15 protein-coding genes and 1 tRNA gene are annotated in these 16,370 nt (G+C 67.4%); 9 read left to right on the forward strand and 7 right to left on the reverse strand.

Going from position 1 to position 16,370, the window contains the following annotated elements:
- Nucleotides 1-3: 3 nt before the first annotated feature.
- Both RHA1_RS04720 and RHA1_RS04725 read right to left on the reverse strand, forming a co-directional pair.
- Nucleotides 4-933, reverse strand: coding sequence for an ABC transporter substrate-binding protein (locus tag RHA1_RS04720; RefSeq protein WP_050787246.1), 930 nt, complete (start codon nucleotides 931-933; stop codon nucleotides 4-6).
- Nucleotides 934-1,081: 148 nt separating this feature from the next.
- Nucleotides 1,082-2,179: an isocitrate/isopropylmalate dehydrogenase family protein gene (locus RHA1_RS04725; RefSeq protein ID WP_011594164.1), complete on the reverse strand. Its 1,098-nt coding sequence runs from the start codon at nucleotides 2,177-2,179 to the stop codon at nucleotides 1,082-1,084.
- Between the two features lie 19 nt (nucleotides 2,180-2,198).
- Between RHA1_RS04725 and RHA1_RS04730 the strand changes: the two genes are divergently transcribed.
- A complete protein-coding gene (locus tag RHA1_RS04730) occupies nucleotides 2,199-2,720 on the forward strand; it encodes a 2'-5' RNA ligase family protein (RefSeq protein WP_005571116.1) in 522 nt (173 codons plus the stop codon).
- On the opposite strand, the gene RHA1_RS04735 is transcribed toward RHA1_RS04730, so the two are convergent.
- The gene (locus RHA1_RS04735) at nucleotides 2,721-3,623 is read right to left on the reverse strand and encodes a DMT family transporter (protein ID WP_011594166.1); all 903 of its coding nucleotides are present in this window, start codon (nucleotides 3,621-3,623) and stop codon (nucleotides 2,721-2,723) included.
- A 191-nt stretch (nucleotides 3,624-3,814) separates the two neighbouring features.
- On the opposite strand from RHA1_RS04735, the gene RHA1_RS04740 reads away from it, so the two are divergent.
- Together RHA1_RS04740 and trxA are read left to right on the forward strand one after the other, a co-directional pair.
- Nucleotides 3,815-4,816: a helix-turn-helix domain-containing protein gene (locus RHA1_RS04740; protein ID WP_009473645.1), complete on the forward strand. Its 1,002-nt coding sequence runs from the start codon at nucleotides 3,815-3,817 to the stop codon at nucleotides 4,814-4,816.
- A gap of 73 nt (nucleotides 4,817-4,889) precedes the next feature.
- Nucleotides 4,890-5,258 carry a thioredoxin gene (gene trxA, locus RHA1_RS04745; RefSeq protein WP_005260388.1) on the forward strand — a complete coding sequence of 123 codons (369 nt, stop codon included), beginning with the start codon at nucleotides 4,890-4,892 and terminating at the stop codon, nucleotides 5,256-5,258.
- Between the two features lie 19 nt (nucleotides 5,259-5,277).
- On the opposite strand, the gene polA is transcribed toward trxA, so the two are convergent.
- Nucleotides 5,278-8,022 (reverse strand): DNA polymerase I, encoded by a 2,745-nt coding sequence (gene polA, locus RHA1_RS04750; protein ID WP_011594168.1) that lies wholly within the window; start codon nucleotides 8,020-8,022, stop codon nucleotides 5,278-5,280.
- A 227-nt stretch (nucleotides 8,023-8,249) separates the two neighbouring features.
- Between polA and RHA1_RS04755 the strand changes: the two genes are divergently transcribed.
- The 4 genes from RHA1_RS04755 to RHA1_RS04770 are packed head-to-tail and all read left to right on the forward strand — an operon-like array spanning nucleotide 8,250 to nucleotide 12,417.
- A complete protein-coding gene (locus RHA1_RS04755; protein WP_016880088.1) occupies nucleotides 8,250-9,620 on the forward strand; it encodes a branched-chain amino acid ABC transporter permease in 1,371 nt (456 codons plus the stop codon).
- A 4-nt stretch (nucleotides 9,621-9,624) separates the two neighbouring features.
- The gene (locus tag RHA1_RS04760; RefSeq protein WP_009473649.1) at nucleotides 9,625-10,614 is read left to right on the forward strand and encodes a branched-chain amino acid ABC transporter permease; all 990 of its coding nucleotides are present in this window, start codon (nucleotides 9,625-9,627) and stop codon (nucleotides 10,612-10,614) included.
- Complete coding sequence (locus RHA1_RS04765; RefSeq protein WP_009473650.1) at nucleotides 10,607-11,626, forward strand: ABC transporter ATP-binding protein; 1,020 nt, start codon at nucleotides 10,607-10,609, stop codon at nucleotides 11,624-11,626. Before RHA1_RS04760 ends, RHA1_RS04765 begins: the two co-directional genes overlap by 8 nt.
- Nucleotides 11,623-12,417 carry an ABC transporter ATP-binding protein gene (locus RHA1_RS04770; protein ID WP_005247455.1) on the forward strand — a complete coding sequence of 265 codons (795 nt, stop codon included), beginning with the start codon at nucleotides 11,623-11,625 and terminating at the stop codon, nucleotides 12,415-12,417. The genes RHA1_RS04765 and RHA1_RS04770 overlap by 4 nt, the downstream gene beginning before the upstream one ends.
- A 69-nt stretch (nucleotides 12,418-12,486) precedes the next feature.
- Here the strand turns inward: RHA1_RS04770 and RHA1_RS04775 are convergent, their stop codons facing one another.
- Nucleotides 12,487-13,809, reverse strand: a complete 1,323-nt coding sequence (locus tag RHA1_RS04775; RefSeq protein WP_007295814.1) for an ABC transporter substrate-binding protein — start codon at nucleotides 13,807-13,809, stop codon at nucleotides 12,487-12,489.
- A gap of 166 nt (nucleotides 13,810-13,975) precedes the next feature.
- On the reverse strand, nucleotides 13,976-14,536 hold the full coding sequence (locus RHA1_RS04780) for a TetR/AcrR family transcriptional regulator (protein ID WP_009473651.1): 561 nt from the start codon (nucleotides 14,534-14,536) through the stop codon (nucleotides 13,976-13,978).
- Nucleotides 14,537-14,647: 111 nt separating this feature from the next.
- On the opposite strand from RHA1_RS04780, the gene RHA1_RS04785 reads away from it, so the two are divergent.
- Nucleotides 14,648-15,487, forward strand: a complete 840-nt coding sequence (locus RHA1_RS04785; RefSeq protein WP_011594170.1) for an oxidoreductase — start codon at nucleotides 14,648-14,650, stop codon at nucleotides 15,485-15,487.
- Between the two features lie 42 nt (nucleotides 15,488-15,529).
- On the opposite strand, the gene RHA1_RS04790 is transcribed toward RHA1_RS04785, so the two are convergent.
- Nucleotides 15,530-16,159: an ANTAR domain-containing response regulator gene (locus RHA1_RS04790; RefSeq protein ID WP_005260374.1), complete on the reverse strand. Its 630-nt coding sequence runs from the start codon at nucleotides 16,157-16,159 to the stop codon at nucleotides 15,530-15,532.
- A 100-nt stretch (nucleotides 16,160-16,259) separates the two neighbouring features.
- Here RHA1_RS04790 and RHA1_RS04795 point away from each other — a divergent pair.
- Nucleotides 16,260-16,333 (forward strand) — tRNA-Leu (locus tag RHA1_RS04795).
- Nucleotides 16,334-16,370 lie beyond the last annotated feature (37 nt).

Raw genomic sequence — 16,370 nt, forward strand, 5'->3', positions numbered from 1 at the left:
CGCTCAGCTCGTGGCGCCGTTGATCTGGGACGTGGTGATGACGCCCGCCTCGACACCCCAGTTCTCCGCGATCGTCCGGTAGGTGCCGTCGTCGATGAGGTGCTGCAGCGCCTGCTGGAGGGTCTGCGCGAGCGGCGAACCCTTCGCGACGGGCCAGCCGTACGGCGCGGCGTCGAAGACCTCGCCGGCGGCCTCGATCTTGCCGTCGCTCTGCTTGATCGCGTACGCGGTGACGGGCGAGTCGGCGGACATCGCGTCGACCTTGCCGAGTGCGACGGCGTTGGCGGCGTCGTCCTGGCTGTCGAACTTCACGATCTCGATGGGCGGCTTCCCGGCCGCGACGCACGCCGCGCTCTTGGCGGGCACCTCCTCGAGATCCTCGATGGTGGTGGTCTGCACGCCGACCCGCAGGCCGCACGCGTTGGTGGGGTCGACGGACTTACCGGCGGGCTGCGCCCACTGCACTCCGGCACTGAAGTAGGTGGTGAAGTCGACCGACTGCTCGCGTTCCTTGGTGTCCGTGAACGACGACATACCCATGTCGTAGCTGCCGGCCTGGATGGACGGGATGATCTTGTCGAAGTCCGCCTCGGTGTACTCGGGAGTCACGCCGAGCACCTTGCTCACGGCGTCCACGAGGTCGACGTCGAAGCCGACGATCTTGCCGCTCGGATCCTTGAACTCGTTGGGCGAGTAGGGAATATTGACACCGACGATGATCTTGCCGGACGAGGCGATCTTCTCGGGCAGTGTCGCCGCGATGGCATCCACCTTGTCGACTTCCACGGCGACGGTCTCTTCTCCGGAAGGCGTACCGCCGCCCTCGGTGTTGCTGGCGCATCCGGCGAGCAGCAGAGCACTGCCGCCCGCCAGTGCACAGATGGTGCGGGCCACTCGGCCTCGCGCGAAGACGGATCGACCAGACACTGGCATGTCCTCCAAGGAAATCGTGGTACACCGAGCGAGCTACGGCGACGGAGAACTCTCGAACTCCGAATAGTCGAACGGTAGGTTACGGCACCCGCATCTGCGGGCGTCGTTACCGAACATTAACGGCCTGTCCCGGCCCGTGGCGGCAGTTTCAGCGACGCAGTGTCCGGGCGAGGACCGTCTCGGTGAATTCACTGGTCGACGCGAGTCCACCCAGGTCAGCCGTGGCGACTCCGGACGCGATCGTCGCACGGACCGCGTCGCGGATCCGGTGTGCCGCGCCGCCCAGATTCCGGTCCGCGCGGCGGTCCCCGAGCCATTCGAGCATCATCGCGGCCGACAGCATCAGCGCCGTGGGATTGGCCCGGTTGTGCCCGGCGATGTCGGGCGCGGCTCCGTGCGCCGCCTGCGCCATCACCTTGGTCTCGGAACTGTTGATCGACGGGGCCGTGCCGAGCGAGCCGGACAGCTCACCCGTCAGGTCCGACAGGATGTCGCCGAACATGTTCTCCGTCACCACGACGTCGAAGTCGCGTCCCCTGCGAACGAGGTGCGCGGTCATGGCGTCGACGTGTTCGTCGTCGATCCGCACGTCCGGGTAGTCGCGCTGCCCCACCTCCCGGCAGACGTCGCGGAACAGTCCGGTCGTCATCGACAGGACGTTGGCCTTGTGCACGATAGTGACGTGCCGGCCGCGCGTGCGCGCCAGCGCGAATGCGGTGTGCGCGATGCGCTCACACGCCTTCCTCGTCACGACGCCGACCGCCAGTGCCACGTCGGGGGTCGGCATGAACTCGCCGCTGCCGGCGAACATGTTCCGGTCCGCGTACAAGCCTTCGGTGTTCTCCCGGACGATCACCAGGTCCATGTCCGGGACCGTCGAGGCGACGCCCTCGAGCGATCGGGCGGGGCGGATGTTCGCGAAGAGGTCGAATCTCTTGCGCACCACCCCGCCGGGGGTCAACCGGCCGCGGAACGGTTCCGGGTAGGCGGCGCTGTCGTGCGGACCCAGGATCCACGCGTCGAGTGCGTCCAGCGCGGAGAGCGTGGAGTCAGGGATCGGCGTTCCGTGCGACTCGATGGCGCCCAGGCCGAGGGGCAGTTCCACCCAGTCGACGGCGCCGCCTCCCGCCGCGACCACCGCGGCCGAGACCACCCGCTGGGTTGCCGGGACGATCTCGTGACCGATGCCGTCGCCGAGGAGCACCCCGATCCGGGTATCGGAAATGTTTGCCGTAGCACCGCTCATGAGGCCATCATTGCCTACCATGGTCCAGTCGGTGGAACTGCTGTTCGACGAAGCGACCGACGTTGCCGTGCGCGCGGAGTGGCAACGCCTGTGGGATGCGGGGATGCCCAGCCGCACTCGCGTTCGCGCCGAATCGAATCGGCCCCACATCACCTTGTTCGTGGCACGCCACATCCCACCCGAGATCGACGAACTGCTGGGCCGCCGGATCGCGACGCCCTCGTTCCACATCCGGCTGGGCGGGCTCGTGATGTTCGGCGGCAGGCACGTCACGCTGTCCCGGTTGGTGGTGCCGTCGAAGGCCCTGCTGTCCCTGCACCGCAGCGTGTTCGATCTCGCGGCGCACGCCACGGAGATCACGCCGCACATCCGCCCGGGCGAGTGGACGCCGCACGTGACTCTCGCGCGGCGACTGCCCGCCGATCAGATCGCGGAGGCCGCGCGGCTGCTCGACGGCGGCGACATCATCGGCCGGGCGTCGGTGGTGCGCCGGTGGGACGGGGACGCCAAACGCGAGTGGGTGGTCACGGCACCACCGTGATCACGGTGGTGCCGTGACCGTCTCGGCGGCCTTGCGCGAAGACCGTTGGGTGACGACGATTCCCGCGATCACCGCGAGTGCCCCGACGGGCTGGTTCCAGGAGATCTGCTCGTCGAGTGCGACCGCACCGAGCACGACCCCGACCACCGGCGTCAGGTAGGTGACGGTGGAGGCCGCGGTGGGCCCCCAGCTGCGCACCACGTTCGTGTTCCACACGAACGCCAGCCCGGTGCCGAACGCCCCGAGCCCGATCATCGAGGCGACGATCGCGGGGGTCAGGTGCATCGGCGTGCTCGCGACCCACGGGGCGGCGAGGAGCATGGCGGCCGCGGCGATCGACACCTGCATGAACGCGATGGTGGGTGTTCCGACGCCCCGCGGGAGGATGAACCGCCTCAGGTAGACCAGTGCCACGCCGTACGACGCGGTGGCACCGAGGCACGCGAGCTGGGCGGGGACGCTGCCGATGATCCCCGCCTGCCATGGCGCCAGCACCACGACCACCCCGGTGAATCCGAGCAGGAGGCCGAACAGCTTTGCGTCCGTGAGCTTCTCCCCTGGCAGGAACGCCAGCGCCACCGACATCGTCATGAGCGGTGTGGTCGCGTTGTAGATGCTGGCCAGGCCCGAACTGATGCTCTGCTCGGCCCAGCTGAACAGCAACCACGGCACCACACACTGGGCGACCGCCAATACCGACAGGTGCGCCCATGTCGCCGCTTCGCGCGGCAACCGCGTCCGGGTGAGTCCGAGGACGGCACCGAGGGTCACCGCCCCGAACAAGAGTCGCCACAGCACGACCTGTGTGAAGGACAGGCCCTCGAGCCCGACCTTGATGAAGAGGAAACTCGCGCCCCAGGCGAGCGCCGTGCCCGCGTACTGGACCGCCAGATTCCCCCTCAAAACCGGAAGTCCCCGTGCTGGATGACTTCGTTGTGCGTGTCGGGCGTGCGGCCGGCGAGCGCCAGCGCGTCGAGCGCCAGGAACACGAGGAGTACCACGACCAGGATTGTCATGTCTTCAGCCTCGTAGCACCGGCGTCCGAGAGAAAGTGGCAGAAACGACATTGTTGAGCGTATTTCTGCCATACTGGGATGGTGCTGAAAAAGGTCGTCGTCCCGCTCATGCCGCTCACCGAAGCGTTCGAGCTCGGAGTCGCCTGCGAGGTGTTCGGTTTCGACCGATCCGACGACGGACTCCCCACCTACGACTTCTCCCTCGTCGCCGGCTCACGGGAACCCATCCGCACCCGATTCGGTTACGGCATCGACGTCCCGTACGACCTCGACCGGCTCGACGACGCCGACCTCATCGTGGTTCCCGCGGGCGGAACCTACGCCGAGGCGGACGGCACCTTCGTCTGCGCGAAGGACCCCGACCCGTGCATGGACCCGCTTCTCGACAAACTCCGGGCCGCGGTGGACCGGGGCGCCAAGGTCGCCAGCCTCTGCAGCGGCGCCTTCGTGCTCGGCGCGGCCGGACTGCTGGACGGACGCAAGTGCACCACCCACTGGCGGCACGCCCAGCGGCTCGCCGACCTCCACCCGGCTGCGACGGTCGACCCGAACGTCCTGTACGTCGACGACGATCCCGTCCTGACCAGCGCGGGCACCGCTGCGGGTATCGACCTGTGCCTGCACATCGTGCGCAAGGAACAGGGCAGCCGGGTGGCCAACGGAATCGCACGGCGCATGGTCGTCCCGCCGCACCGGGACGGCGGTCAGGCGCAGTACGTGGCGATGCCGCTGCCGTCGACGACGATCGACACCCTCGGCCCGCTGCTCGACTGGATGACCGAGCACCTCGCCCTCGACCTGTCCGTGACCGCGGTCGCGGCCAAGGCCAACATGTCGCCCCGCACGTTCGCGCGGCGGTTCCAGGCCGAGACCGGGACCACCCCCGCCCGATGGCTCAGCGATCAGCGGGTGCTGGCCGCGCAGCACCTGCTGGAGAACTCGGACCTGTCGGTGGACGTGATCGCCGAACGGGTCGGTTTCGGCGGCGGCGCCGTGCTGCGGCAGCATTTCCTGCGGCTGCGGCACACCACCCCGCAGGCGTACCGCCGCACGTTCCGGGACACGGAGCGCACCGGCTGAGGAAGCCGCAGGGAAGAATCGACAGCGGCGCGGCGTTGCACACGCAAAGCAGTCACCGAACGAAAGGACCCTTGTGGCAACCAAGACTCTGACTCAGCAGAACTTCGACGAGACCGTGACCGGCAACGACGTCGTTCTGGTCGACTTCTGGGCATCGTGGTGCGGTCCGTGCCGCTCCTTCGCCCCCACCTTCGAGGCCTCGTCGGAGCAGCACCCCGACGTCGTGCACGCCAAGGTCGACACCGAAGCGGAACAGGGCATCGCCGCTGCCGCGAACATCCGGTCGATCCCGACCATCATGGCGTTCCGCGAGGGTGTGCTGGTGTTCAGCCAGCCGGGTGCGCTGCCGCCCGCGGCGCTCGAGGATCTTCTCACGCAGGTCAAGGCTCTCGACATGGACGAGGTGCGCAAGCAGATCGCCGAGCAGGCGCCGGCCGAATAGGGCGGAGGACCGCCGCCGCCTAGTGAGCGGCGGCGTCCCAGCTGCGACCGGTGCCGACGGACACGTCGAGCGGCACCGACAGTTCGATAGCCGAGGACATCTTGTCGCGGACCAGCTGTTCGACCTGTTCCCGTTCCGAATCGACGACCTCGAGCACCAGCTCGTCGTGGACCTGCAGCAGCATCCGCGACTTCAGGCCCGCGTCGCGCAGTGACCGCTGCACGTTGATCATCGCGACCTTGATGATGTCGGCGGCCGTGCCCTGGATGGGGGCGTTGAGCGCGGCGCGCTCGGCGACCTCCCGCCGCTGGCGGTTGTCGCTGGTGAGGTCGGGCAGGTAGCGGCGACGCCCGTACAGCGTCGACGTGTAGCCGTCCTTGCGGGCCTGTTCGACGACCTCGTGCAGGTAGTCGCGTACCCCGCCGAACCGGGCGAAGTACGCCTCCATCTGCGATTTGGCCTCTTCGGTCGAGATTTTGAGCTGGGCGGCCAGACCGAACGCGCTCAGCCCGTACGCCAGCCCGTACGACATCGCCTTCACCCGGCGGCGCAGCTCCGGTGTGACCTCCTCGATCGGGACGCCGAACGCACGCGCGCCGACGAAGCTGTGCAGGTCTTCGCCGGTGTTGAACGCCTCGATCAGGCCCTCGTCACCGGACACGTGGGCCATGATCCGCATCTCGATCTGGCTGTAGTCGGCCGTGAGCAGCGAATCGTAGCCCTCGCCGACGACGAAGCCGTCCCGGATCTGCCGGCCCGCATCCGTGCGCACCGGGATGTTCTGGAGGTTCGGCTCGGTCGACGACAGCCGGCCGGTGGCCGCGACGGTCTGGTTGAACGTCGTGTGGATCCGCCCGTCCTCGGCGACCGTCTTCAGCAGACCGTCGACGGTGACCTTCAGCCGCGTCGCGTCGCGGTGCGCGAGCAGGTGCTCGAGGAACGGGTGCGACGTCTTCTCGAACAGGTTCTGCAACGCCTCGGCGTCCGTGGTGTACCCGGTCTTCGTCTTCTTCGTCTTGGGCATCTCCAGCTCGTCGAACAGCACGACCTGCAGCTGCTTGGGCGAGCCGAGGTTGATCTGCTTGCCGATGACCCCGTAGGCCGCCTCCGCCGCCGCGGAGACCTCGGCCGCGAACCGGCTCTGCAAGTCGTGCAGGTGGGTGCCGTCGACGGCGATACCGGACGCCTCGATGTCGGCCAGCACCTCCAGCAGCGGCAACTCCATCTCGGACAGCAGCGCCGTCGATTCGATGTTGTCGAGTTCGGTGTCGAGCGCGGCCGCGAGGTCGAGGACGGCGCGGGCGCTGAGAATTTCGGTCTCGGCGGCTTCTGCGTCGACCTGGTCGGCGTCGTCGAGCAGCGACAGCTGCTCTTCGCCGGTCTCCTCCACCCGCAGCTCCCTGCGCAGGTACCGCAGCGACAGGTCGTCGAGGTTGAACGTCCGCTGCCCGGGACGCACCAGGTAGGCCGCCAGCGCGGTGTCGCTGGTGAGACCACCGAGCACCCAGCCGCGTCCGCGCAGTGCGTGCATCGCCCATTTGGCCTCGTGCAGGGCCTTCGGCTGATCGGCGTCCGCGAGCCAGTCGCCGAGCGCCTTCTCGTCCTCCGGGGTGGCGGACGCGGTGGCGATGTAGGCGCCCTCGCCGTCTGCGGCGGCGACGGCGATCGCCGTCACGTCACCGCCGTACGGGGTGCGGGTGCCGACCACCGACACGCCGGATCGCTCGCCCGTCGACGCGTGCGCCGACAGCCAGTCCGCGACCGCCCCGGGATCGAGCGCGCTCCCCCGCACCTCGAAGCCCTCCTCGGCCTCCGCTTCGACGGGGGCCAATGTGGCGAACAGCCGGTCGCGCAGCACCTTGAACTCGAGGTCGTCGAACAGCGCGTGGATCTTCTCCCGATCCCACTGCGCGAGCATCAGCTGGTCCGGGGTGTACGGCAACGGGACGTCGCGCACCATCTCGGTCAGTTCCCGGTTGAGTAGCACGTTCGGCAGGTTCTCCCGCAGCGCGTCACCGACCTTGCCGCGGACCTTGTCGACGTTGTCGACCAGGCCGACGAGATCGCCGTACTCCTTGATCCACTTGGTGGCGGTCTTCTCCCCCACCCCCGGGATGCCCGGCAGATTGTCGCTCGGGTCGCCGCGCAGCGCCGCGAAGTCGGGGTACTGCGCAGGTGTGAGCCCGTACTTCTCCTCGACGGCCGCCGGCGTGAACCGGGTGAGGTCCGAGACGCCCTTCTTCGGGTAGAGCACCGTGACCCCGTCGGTGACCAACTGGAGCGAGTCCCGGTCGCCGGTCACCACGAGGACGCGGTACCCGAGCGCCTCGGCCTGGGTGGTGAGCGTGGCGATGATGTCGTCGGCCTCGAAGCCTTCCTCGGCCATCACCGGGATGCCGAGGGCCCCGAGGACGTCCTTGGTGATCTCGACCTGCCCCTTGAACTCGTCCGGCGCCTTGCTGCGATTGGCCTTGTACTCCGGGAACTTCTCGGCCCGGAACGTCTGCCTCGACACGTCGAACGCCGCCGCCACGTGGCTGGGCTGTTCGTCGCGCAGCAGGTTGATCAACATCGACGTGAACCCGTAGACGGCGTTGGTGACCTGACCGCTGTGTGTCTTGAAGTTCTCGGCGGGCAGGGCGTAGAACGCACGGAAGGCCAGCGAGTGGCCGTCGAGCAGCATCAGGGTGGGGCGATCGTCGGACGACGCTGCTGCGCCGGACGCGGGGGACGTGGTGGACCGGGGGGTGGTTGCAGGGCTCACGGTTGCCCAGTCTAGGGAGCGGATCCGACACCGATCAGCCGGATGGTTCGATACCCAACCGAAACGTGCCGGAAATCCGAGAACCCCATTTCGCGCGACCGGAGCCGTTAGAGTCCGGAAATTGCGGCACGGGCGGTAGTCGAGTCCGTCGCAAGCACGTTCCTGACCGATCTACACGTCCCCGGAGGACCTGCGTGGCCCCAACCGTGAGGAAGCGACTCCCAGCAGTGAGGACGCGACCGAAATCCGCGAGGAAACGCACGAGGCGAGGGTCGGTCACCCGGCAACTCGGCCGTGCGTTCGTCCTCGTCCTGCTCGGCCTCGTCGCGGCGATCGCCTTCGGCGGTCCCGCTTCGGCGCAGGAACCCACCCCACCGCCCCCACCGCCCGCGACGAGCGGGCAACCGGTGCCCCCGGAGAACGCGGTCCGGGTCAGCGGCAATCTGAACAACGCCGGCGAACGGCTCGCGGACGTCGAGGTGCGCGCTCTCGATTCGTCGGGCAACGAGGTGGCGAAGGCGACGTCGGAGTCCAACGGCCGCTGGGAACTCCAGGTCGCGCCCGGCACGTACACGTTCGAGATCGTGGCGGACTCGCTTCCCGACGACGTCAGCGTGCAGGCCACGGTGCAGCGGGAAGTGGTGGCCGGTCGCACCAACACGGTGATCTTCTCGTTCGGCGAGGCCCGCACCGGTTCCGCGGTCCCGTTCTACGAGAAGCTGATTCGCCAGACCATCGACGGACTCCGATTCGGTCTCGTGATCGCCATCGCCGGCGTCGGGCTGAGCCTGATCTACGGCACCACCGGCCTGACGAACTTCGCGCACGGCGAACTCGTCACCCTCGGCGCGGTGGCGGCGTGGGTGATCAACGTGACGTTCGGTGTGCAACTGATCCCCGCCACGATCCTCGCGGTCTTCGTGGGAATCCTGATCGGACTGCTGAACAATGCCGGGATCTGGAAACCGCTGCGGCGACGCAAGACCGGCCTGATAGCGCAGCTGGTGGTGTCGATCGGGCTCGCGATCTCCCTGCGCTACCTGATCCTGATCTTCTTCTCCGATCGCGCGGAACCGTTCGTCGACTACCAGGCCCAGGTGGAGAGGCACTGGGGTCCGATCGCGATCACCGACGCCAACCTCGTGAGCATCGGCATCAGTCTCGTCGTTCTCGTCGGAGTGGCCCTGCTGCTGCAGAAGACGCGCATCGGCAAGGCCATGCGCGCGGTGTCCGACAACCGTGACCTGGCCGCGTCGTCCGGCATCGACGTCGAACGGGTGATCCGCTTCGTGTGGGGTCTCGGCGGCGGTCTCGCCGCGCTCGGCGGCGTCCTGTTCGGCATCTCCGAACTCGGCGGCCGCGTGCAGTGGGAGATGGGCTTCAAGCTCCTGCTGCTGATGTTCGCCGGCATCACGCTCGGCGGACTCGGCACCGCCTACGGCGCGCTGCTCGGCTGCGTGATCGTCGGTCTGCTCGTCCAGCTGTCGACGCTGGTGATCAACCCCGACCTCAAGTACATCGGAGGACTGCTCATCTTGATCGTCATCCTGGTGGTCCGGCCTCAGGGCATTCTCGGCAGCCGGCAAAGGATCGGGTGAGGGCATGGACATCGCAGGAGCACTCCAGGTCTCGCTCGCCCAGCTGATCGGCCCGTCCGCGATCTTCTACGCGCTACTGGCGATCGGCCTCAACCTGCACTTCGGCTACGCCGGACTGCTCAACTTCGGTCAGATCGGTTTCGCCCTCCTCGGCGGCTACGGCGTCGGGATCATGACCGTCACCTACCAGCAGCCGCTGTGGGTCGGCATCCTCGTCGGTCTCGCCGCGGCCGGACTGCTGGCCGTCGTCCTCGGTATCCCGACGCTGCGGTTGCGGGCCGACTATCTCGCCATCGTCACGATCGCCGCATCCGAGATCCTGCGGCTGATCTTCCGCTCCACCGCATCGGATTCCATCACCGGATCCACCAACGGGCTGTTCGGCTTCGCGGACCCGTTCACGACGCTCAGCCCGTTCGACTCGGGTAAGCAGTACAACTTCCTCGGCGTGAAGTTCTACGGCGACGACCTCTGGTCGATGGTCGTGGGGTGGACTCTCGTCCTGGTGCTGTGCGGGTTCGTGTTTCTCCTGACGCACAGCCCGTGGGGCCGTGTCCTCAAGGCCGTCCGCGAGGACGAGGACGCCGCACGCGCCCTCGGCAAGAACGTGTTCGTCTACAAGATGCAGGCGCTGGTCCTCGGCGGCATGATCGGCGGGCTCGGCGGCGTGTTCAACGCACTGCAGACCAAGTCGATCAACCCCGACTTCTACTCCACCGCACAGACGTTCTTCGCGTTCGGCGCCCTCATCCTCGGCGGCGCGGCCACGGTCTTCGGACCGGTGGTCGGCGCGATGCTGTTCTGGTTCCTGCTGGCCATCCCGGACGCCCTGTTGCGACAGGCGATCTCCGGGCCGGAGCCGCTGCTGCCGCTGACGGAACAGCAGGTCGGGGCCATGCGGTTCGTCCTGCTCGGCATCATGATCGCGGTGCTGATGGTCTTCCGGCCACAGGGCATACTGGGCAACAAGCGGGAGGTGCAGCTCAATGCCTGACCACAGACTGCCGGATCATCTGCAGACCGACACCGTGCTCACCGCCGAGGAACGGGCCTCGATCTTCACCGACGTCCCGCACTCCCCCGGCGCACCGAAACCCGACCCGATCCTCGTGGTCGACAACGTGTCCCGGACGTTCGGCGGGCTCAAGGCCGTCGACGTGGCGCATCTGGAGATCCAGCGCGGCTGCATCACCGGACTGATCGGGCCGAACGGCGCAGGCAAGACCACCCTGTTCAACCTGCTCACCGGTTTCGACCGGCCGGACAGCGGTTCGTGGTCGATGGATGGCCAGTCCCTGGGCCGGATGTATCCGCACCAGGTGGCCCGCCGCGGCGTCGTCCGCACGTTCCAGCTCACCAAGGCGCTGTCGAAGCTGACGGTGCTCGACAACGTGCGGCTCGGCGCCACCGGGCAGCGCGGTGAGCGGATCTTCAACACGCTCCTGCCGTGGACGTGGAAGGCGCAGGAACGGGCCGTCACCGAACGAGCCAACGAACTGCTCGCGCGGTTCAAGCTCGACACCAAGTCCGACGATCTCGCCGGCTCGCTGTCCGGTGGTCAGCGCAAGCTGCTCGAGATGGCGCGGGCGCTGATGACCGAGCCGACCGTGGTGATGCTCGACGAGCCGATGGCCGGCGTGAACCCGGCGCTCACCCAGAGCCTGCTCGGCCACATCAAGTCGCTTCGGGACGAGGGCATGACCGTCGTGTTCGTCGAACACGACATGGACGTCATCCGCGACATCAGCGACTGGGTGGTGGTGATGGCGCAGGGCAGTGTGATCGCCGAGTCCACACCGGGACACCTCTCGTCCAACAACGCGGTGGTCGACGCCTACCTGGGCAGCCACCACGATCAGGCGCTCGAGTTCGACGACGAGGGAAATCCGGTGGGCGCGACGGCCGTTCTGGCCGAGGCACTCGAGAACGCCGAGGCCGAAACCCTCGAGACCGGCGGCGACCTCTCCGAACCCGACATCACCGAGCTGAGGCGTGAGAACACATGACCGAACTGACCCCAGCGGAATTCGCGGCCACACCCGAGGAGCACGCCCGGCTCGCCGAGGGTGCCCTCGTCCGCGCGGACGGTGTGGTGGCCGGGTACATCCCCGGCGTCAACATCCTCCGCGAGTGCAATTTCTTCCTGCGCGAGGGTGAGATCGTCGGCATCATCGGTCCCAACGGCGCCGGGAAGTCCACGCTCCTGAAGTCGCTGTTCGGGCTGATACCGGTGCGTGAGGGTTCGGTGACCCTGCGCGGTGAGGACATCACGTCCAAACCCGCCCACGTTCTCGTGCAGAAGGGTGTCGGCTACGTCCCGCAGACGCAGAACGTCTTTCCGTCGCTCACCATCGAGGAGAACCTCGAGATGGGGATGTATCTGCGGCCCAAGCTCTTCGCGGAGAGATTCGCATTCGTCGGCGACCTCTTCCCGCTGCTCGTCGAACGGAAGAAGGTGAAGGCGGGCGCCCTGTCCGGCGGTGAACGGCAGATGGTCGCCATGGGACGGGCACTGATGATGGAACCGTCCGTGCTGCTGCTCGACGAGCCGTCCGCCGGACTGTCCCCGATGTTCCAGGACGAGGTGTTCATCCGCTGCAAGCGGATCAACGCGGCGGGCGTCTCGGTGATCATGGTCGAGCAGAACGCCCGCCGGTGCCTGCAGATCTGCGACCGCGGCTACGTCCTCGACCAGGGCCGCAACGCCTACACCGACTCGGGACCCAACCTGATGCACGACCCGAAGGTGATCGAGCTGTACCTCGGGACCCTCGCGGGAAGTCAGGAGAAGAAGTAGGTCCGGTGGTTCCGGACACGACTGTGGGCCAGGTTTCCCTGGCCCACAGTCCGTTTCAGGTGAGTGCGATCATCCGCCGACGACGATGTATCCGTCCGTCGTCAGCTTGTTGTCGGCACCGAACTTCAGCTTGCCGTACGAACCGATGGACGGCTCGCCTGCGGCGGTGAAGTCGAGCTTGCCGGTGATGCCGTTGTAGTCGACGTCCGTGCCGGCCTGCACGAGCGGCAGGCACTCCTGGTACGACGTGCACGGGGTTCCGCCCTCGGTGACGGCGTTGATGTTCGCGGCGATGTCGCGACCTGCCGTCGACTTCGCGGCTTCCGCGGCGAGCGCGGAAACGACGACGGCGTCGTAGGACTCACCGGCGTAGTTGAAGTCGATCAGCCCCGGGTTGATGCCCTTGAGACGATCCTGGAAGGCCGGACCGACGTCGGTGAGCGGCGTGGTGCCCTGCATGCCGTCGAGCAGCGGTGCGGCCACCGACTCGCCGAGCGCGTTACCCATGTTGCCGTCCACGCCGTAGACCTTCATGCCGTCGGACGGGCCGATGCCGACCTCGTGCATACGGGTGATGATCTTCGCCGACTCCTCGAATCCGACCACCGCGACGGCGTCGGGGGCGAAGTCCTTGACCTGGTCGATCTCGGAGTTGAACGACTGCGCGTTGGGGTCGTAGATGATCTTCTGGATCTGATCCTCGGGGATGCCCGCGTCGACGAGGTTCTTCTGGATGTTGTCGGCGAGCCCGGTTCCGTACGGGTCGTTGAGGGCCAGGATGGACACGCGCTGGCCGCCGTCGTCCGAGATGAGCTGCGACACAGCCTGAGCCTGCAACACGTCGGTGGGCGCGGTGCGGAAGTACTGGCCCTTGTCCGGGTAGCAGACGAACTGGTCGGACGTGTTGGCCGGGGAGAACATCACGACGCCGGCGCTGGACACCTTGTCGATGACCTTCAGCGACACCGAAGACGACGCCGCGCCGATGATCACCTGGGTGCCGGCGGCCAGTTCCCGGTCCACGGTGGTGTTCGCCGTGTCGGTGGTGGTGTCGCCCGAGTCGCCGGGAATCAGCTGGACCGGCTGGCCGAGAACACCACCGGCCGCATTGACGTCGTTGACGCCGAGCTGGGTGCCCGCCACCATCGGCGGTCCGAGGAAGGAGAGGCTTCCCGTGTCGGGAAGCAGAGTGCCGATCTTCAGCGGCGCCGTGGACGGGGCACCCGCTGCCGCCGCCTCTTCGGGCGTGCAGTCGGTGGAAACAGTGGTGGCCGAGGCAGAGCTGTCACTCCCACTCGCGGAGTCGTCGCCACTGTCCGAACTACAACCTGCCAGTGCGAGTGATGCCGCGCCGAGAACCGCGGCCGCCCGCACGAGGGTCCGTTTAGCCATCCAAACTCTCCTTAGATCACCTGAGTGCGGGCGCCACCCGAGTTGGCGTCCGCTGTGGGATCAGACGCTAGCGGTCCGGCGGCGTTCGCGATCCGTCCAGAAAGGCTCGTGACCTTACTGTGATCTGAATACGACGAGTGTTTACGCGGCCGTAGCGTGGCGGGCCTCAGGCGCCGACGAGAAGGCGCACGGAGTCGACGACCACCTGGCGCCGGCGGGCCCGGTCCGCGGGGGCCGACGCGCCGAGTTCCGGTGTCTGCGTGTGCCAGGACATCGCGACGGATCGAACGACGGTGAGCAGTTCCACGGGCTCGAATCGGGTTGGCAGCACACCACTTCTCTGCGCTCGCTCGATGTCGGCGAGCTTGGACCGATTGGACGCGACCACCACCTGGAGTGGGTCACCGTCGGGGCGCTCGAGTTGGTACCAGGTGGCGAGCCGGAGCGTCGCCGGGTTGTCCTCGTACAGGTCGAACGAGCGCCCCGCGTACCCGGGGAGGTCGGCGGCGTCGAACCGCACCTGCTCGGTGAACGCCACCACGTGGGCGGAGAAGACCGCGTCGAAGAGTTGCCCCTTGTCGCCGAAGTACGCGTAGATCATCGACTTGTTCGCCTTGGCGGCCAGGGCGATGCGGTCGACCCGCGCCCCGGCGATGCCGAATTCGGCGAACTCGGCCGCCGCCGCGTCGAGTAGTCGCTTCTTCGTTGCCTCTGCGTCGCGCACCATGCGTCCAGGCTAGCAACCAAATAGTTGGTTGACAGCGTGCTTCGGCAGGTGTTTCATGGATTTCATAAACATCCAACCAGTCAGTTGCAAGCATGCGGGATGGAGTACACCATGGCGAAGACGTGGCTCGTCACCGGAAGCTCACGCGGTTTCGGCAGGGAACTCGCGACAGCAGTCCTAGGCAGCGGCGACAACGTCGTCGCCACCGCCCGGCAGCCCGAACAGCTCACCGACCTGGTCGACACGTACGGCGACCGGGTCCGGGCGGTCGCCCTGGACGTCACCGACGCCGCGGCCGCCCGCGCGGCAGTCGCCACCGCGGTAGGCGAGTTCGGGGGCCTCGACGTGGTGGTGAACAACGCCGGCTACGCCAACAGCGTCCCGATCGAGGAAATGGATGACGAGGATTTCCGGCAGCAGATCGACACCAACTTCTTCGGCGTCGTCAACGTCACCCGGGCCGCACTGCCGATCCTGCGCGAACAGCGCAGGGGCTGCTTCGTGCAGTTCTCCTCCGTCGGAGGCCGTGTCGGTGGCACGCCGGGGCTGAGTGCCTATCAGGCAGCGAAGTTCGCCGTCGAGGGATTCTCCGAAGTCCTGGCGGCGGAGGTGAAACCGTTCGGCGTGACGGTGCTCATCGTGGAACCCGGGGCGTTTCGCACCGACTGGCAGGGTTCGTCGATGAAACGCAGCTCGGTCGGCCCCGACTACGAGGCGACGGTCGGCGCGATGAACCGCTATCGGCAGGACACGGACGGCACTCAGCCCGGCGACCCGGCCCGGGCCGCTCGGATCATCATGGATGTGGTTGCCGCCGAGGACGCCCCGCTGCGTCTGCTGCTCGGGGCCGGCGCCGTCGAGATGACCGAGAAGTCGTCCCGCGAGCGCGCTGCCGAGGCCGTCCAGTGGGCGGACGTCAGCCGATCCGCGGACTTCCCCACCGGCGCCTGACGCCTCCGGCGAAAACGCATCGCCTGTCGCCGATCTCGCGGGTCAGCTGGTGGGAGCTTCCCCACCGAGGGTCTCGAGCACCACCTGCGCGACCGCCTTCATCGTCGACCGGCGGTCCATCGCCGCCCGCTGGATCCACTTGAACGCTTCGGGCTCGGTCAGGGACTGTTTCTCCATCAACACGCCCTTCGCCCGCTCGACGATCTTGCGGGTCTCCAGACGCTCCGACAGATCGGAGATCTCCCGCTCGAGCGCGGTCACTTCCTTGAACCGGCTGGCCGCCAACTCGACCGCAGGAACCAGGTCGGCCGTGGAGAACGGCTTGACGAGGTAGGCCATCGCCCCGGCGTCGCGAGCCCGCTCCACCAGCTCGCGCTGACTGAACGCTGTGAGAATGACCACGGGCGCAATACGTTTCGCCGCGATCTCCGAGGCCGCATCGATGCCGTCACGACGGGGCATCTTCACGTCCATGATCACGAGGTCGGGTTTGAGCTCCACCGCCAGGTCGACGGCGGCCTGCCCGTCACCCGCCTCACCGACCACGTCGTAGCCCTCTTCCCGCAGCATCTCGACCAGATCGAGCCTGATCAGCGCCTCGTCCTCGGCCACCACGACCCGTCGCGGCTGCGACGGCACACCTTGCTGCTGGGGAGCGTTCATGGCCACCATTCTCCTCTGCTCGGACGACCCCGGCGCGGGGAGCGAACGTTAGAAGGGTACCGGTGGTTGACTCCCGACGGCGATCTTCTACAGTGGTACAGCGCAACACGCCCTCGTATCCCAATTGGCAGAGGAAACGGATTCAAAACCCGTCCAGTGTGAGTTCGAGTCTCACCGAGGGCACTGCCAGAATTTCTCGCGATTCGCAGGTCAGATGCAT

The sequence above is a fragment of the Rhodococcus jostii RHA1 genome (genome assembly GCF_000014565.1).
Classification (GTDB): domain Bacteria; phylum Actinomycetota; class Actinomycetes; order Mycobacteriales; family Mycobacteriaceae; genus Rhodococcus_F; species Rhodococcus_F jostii_A.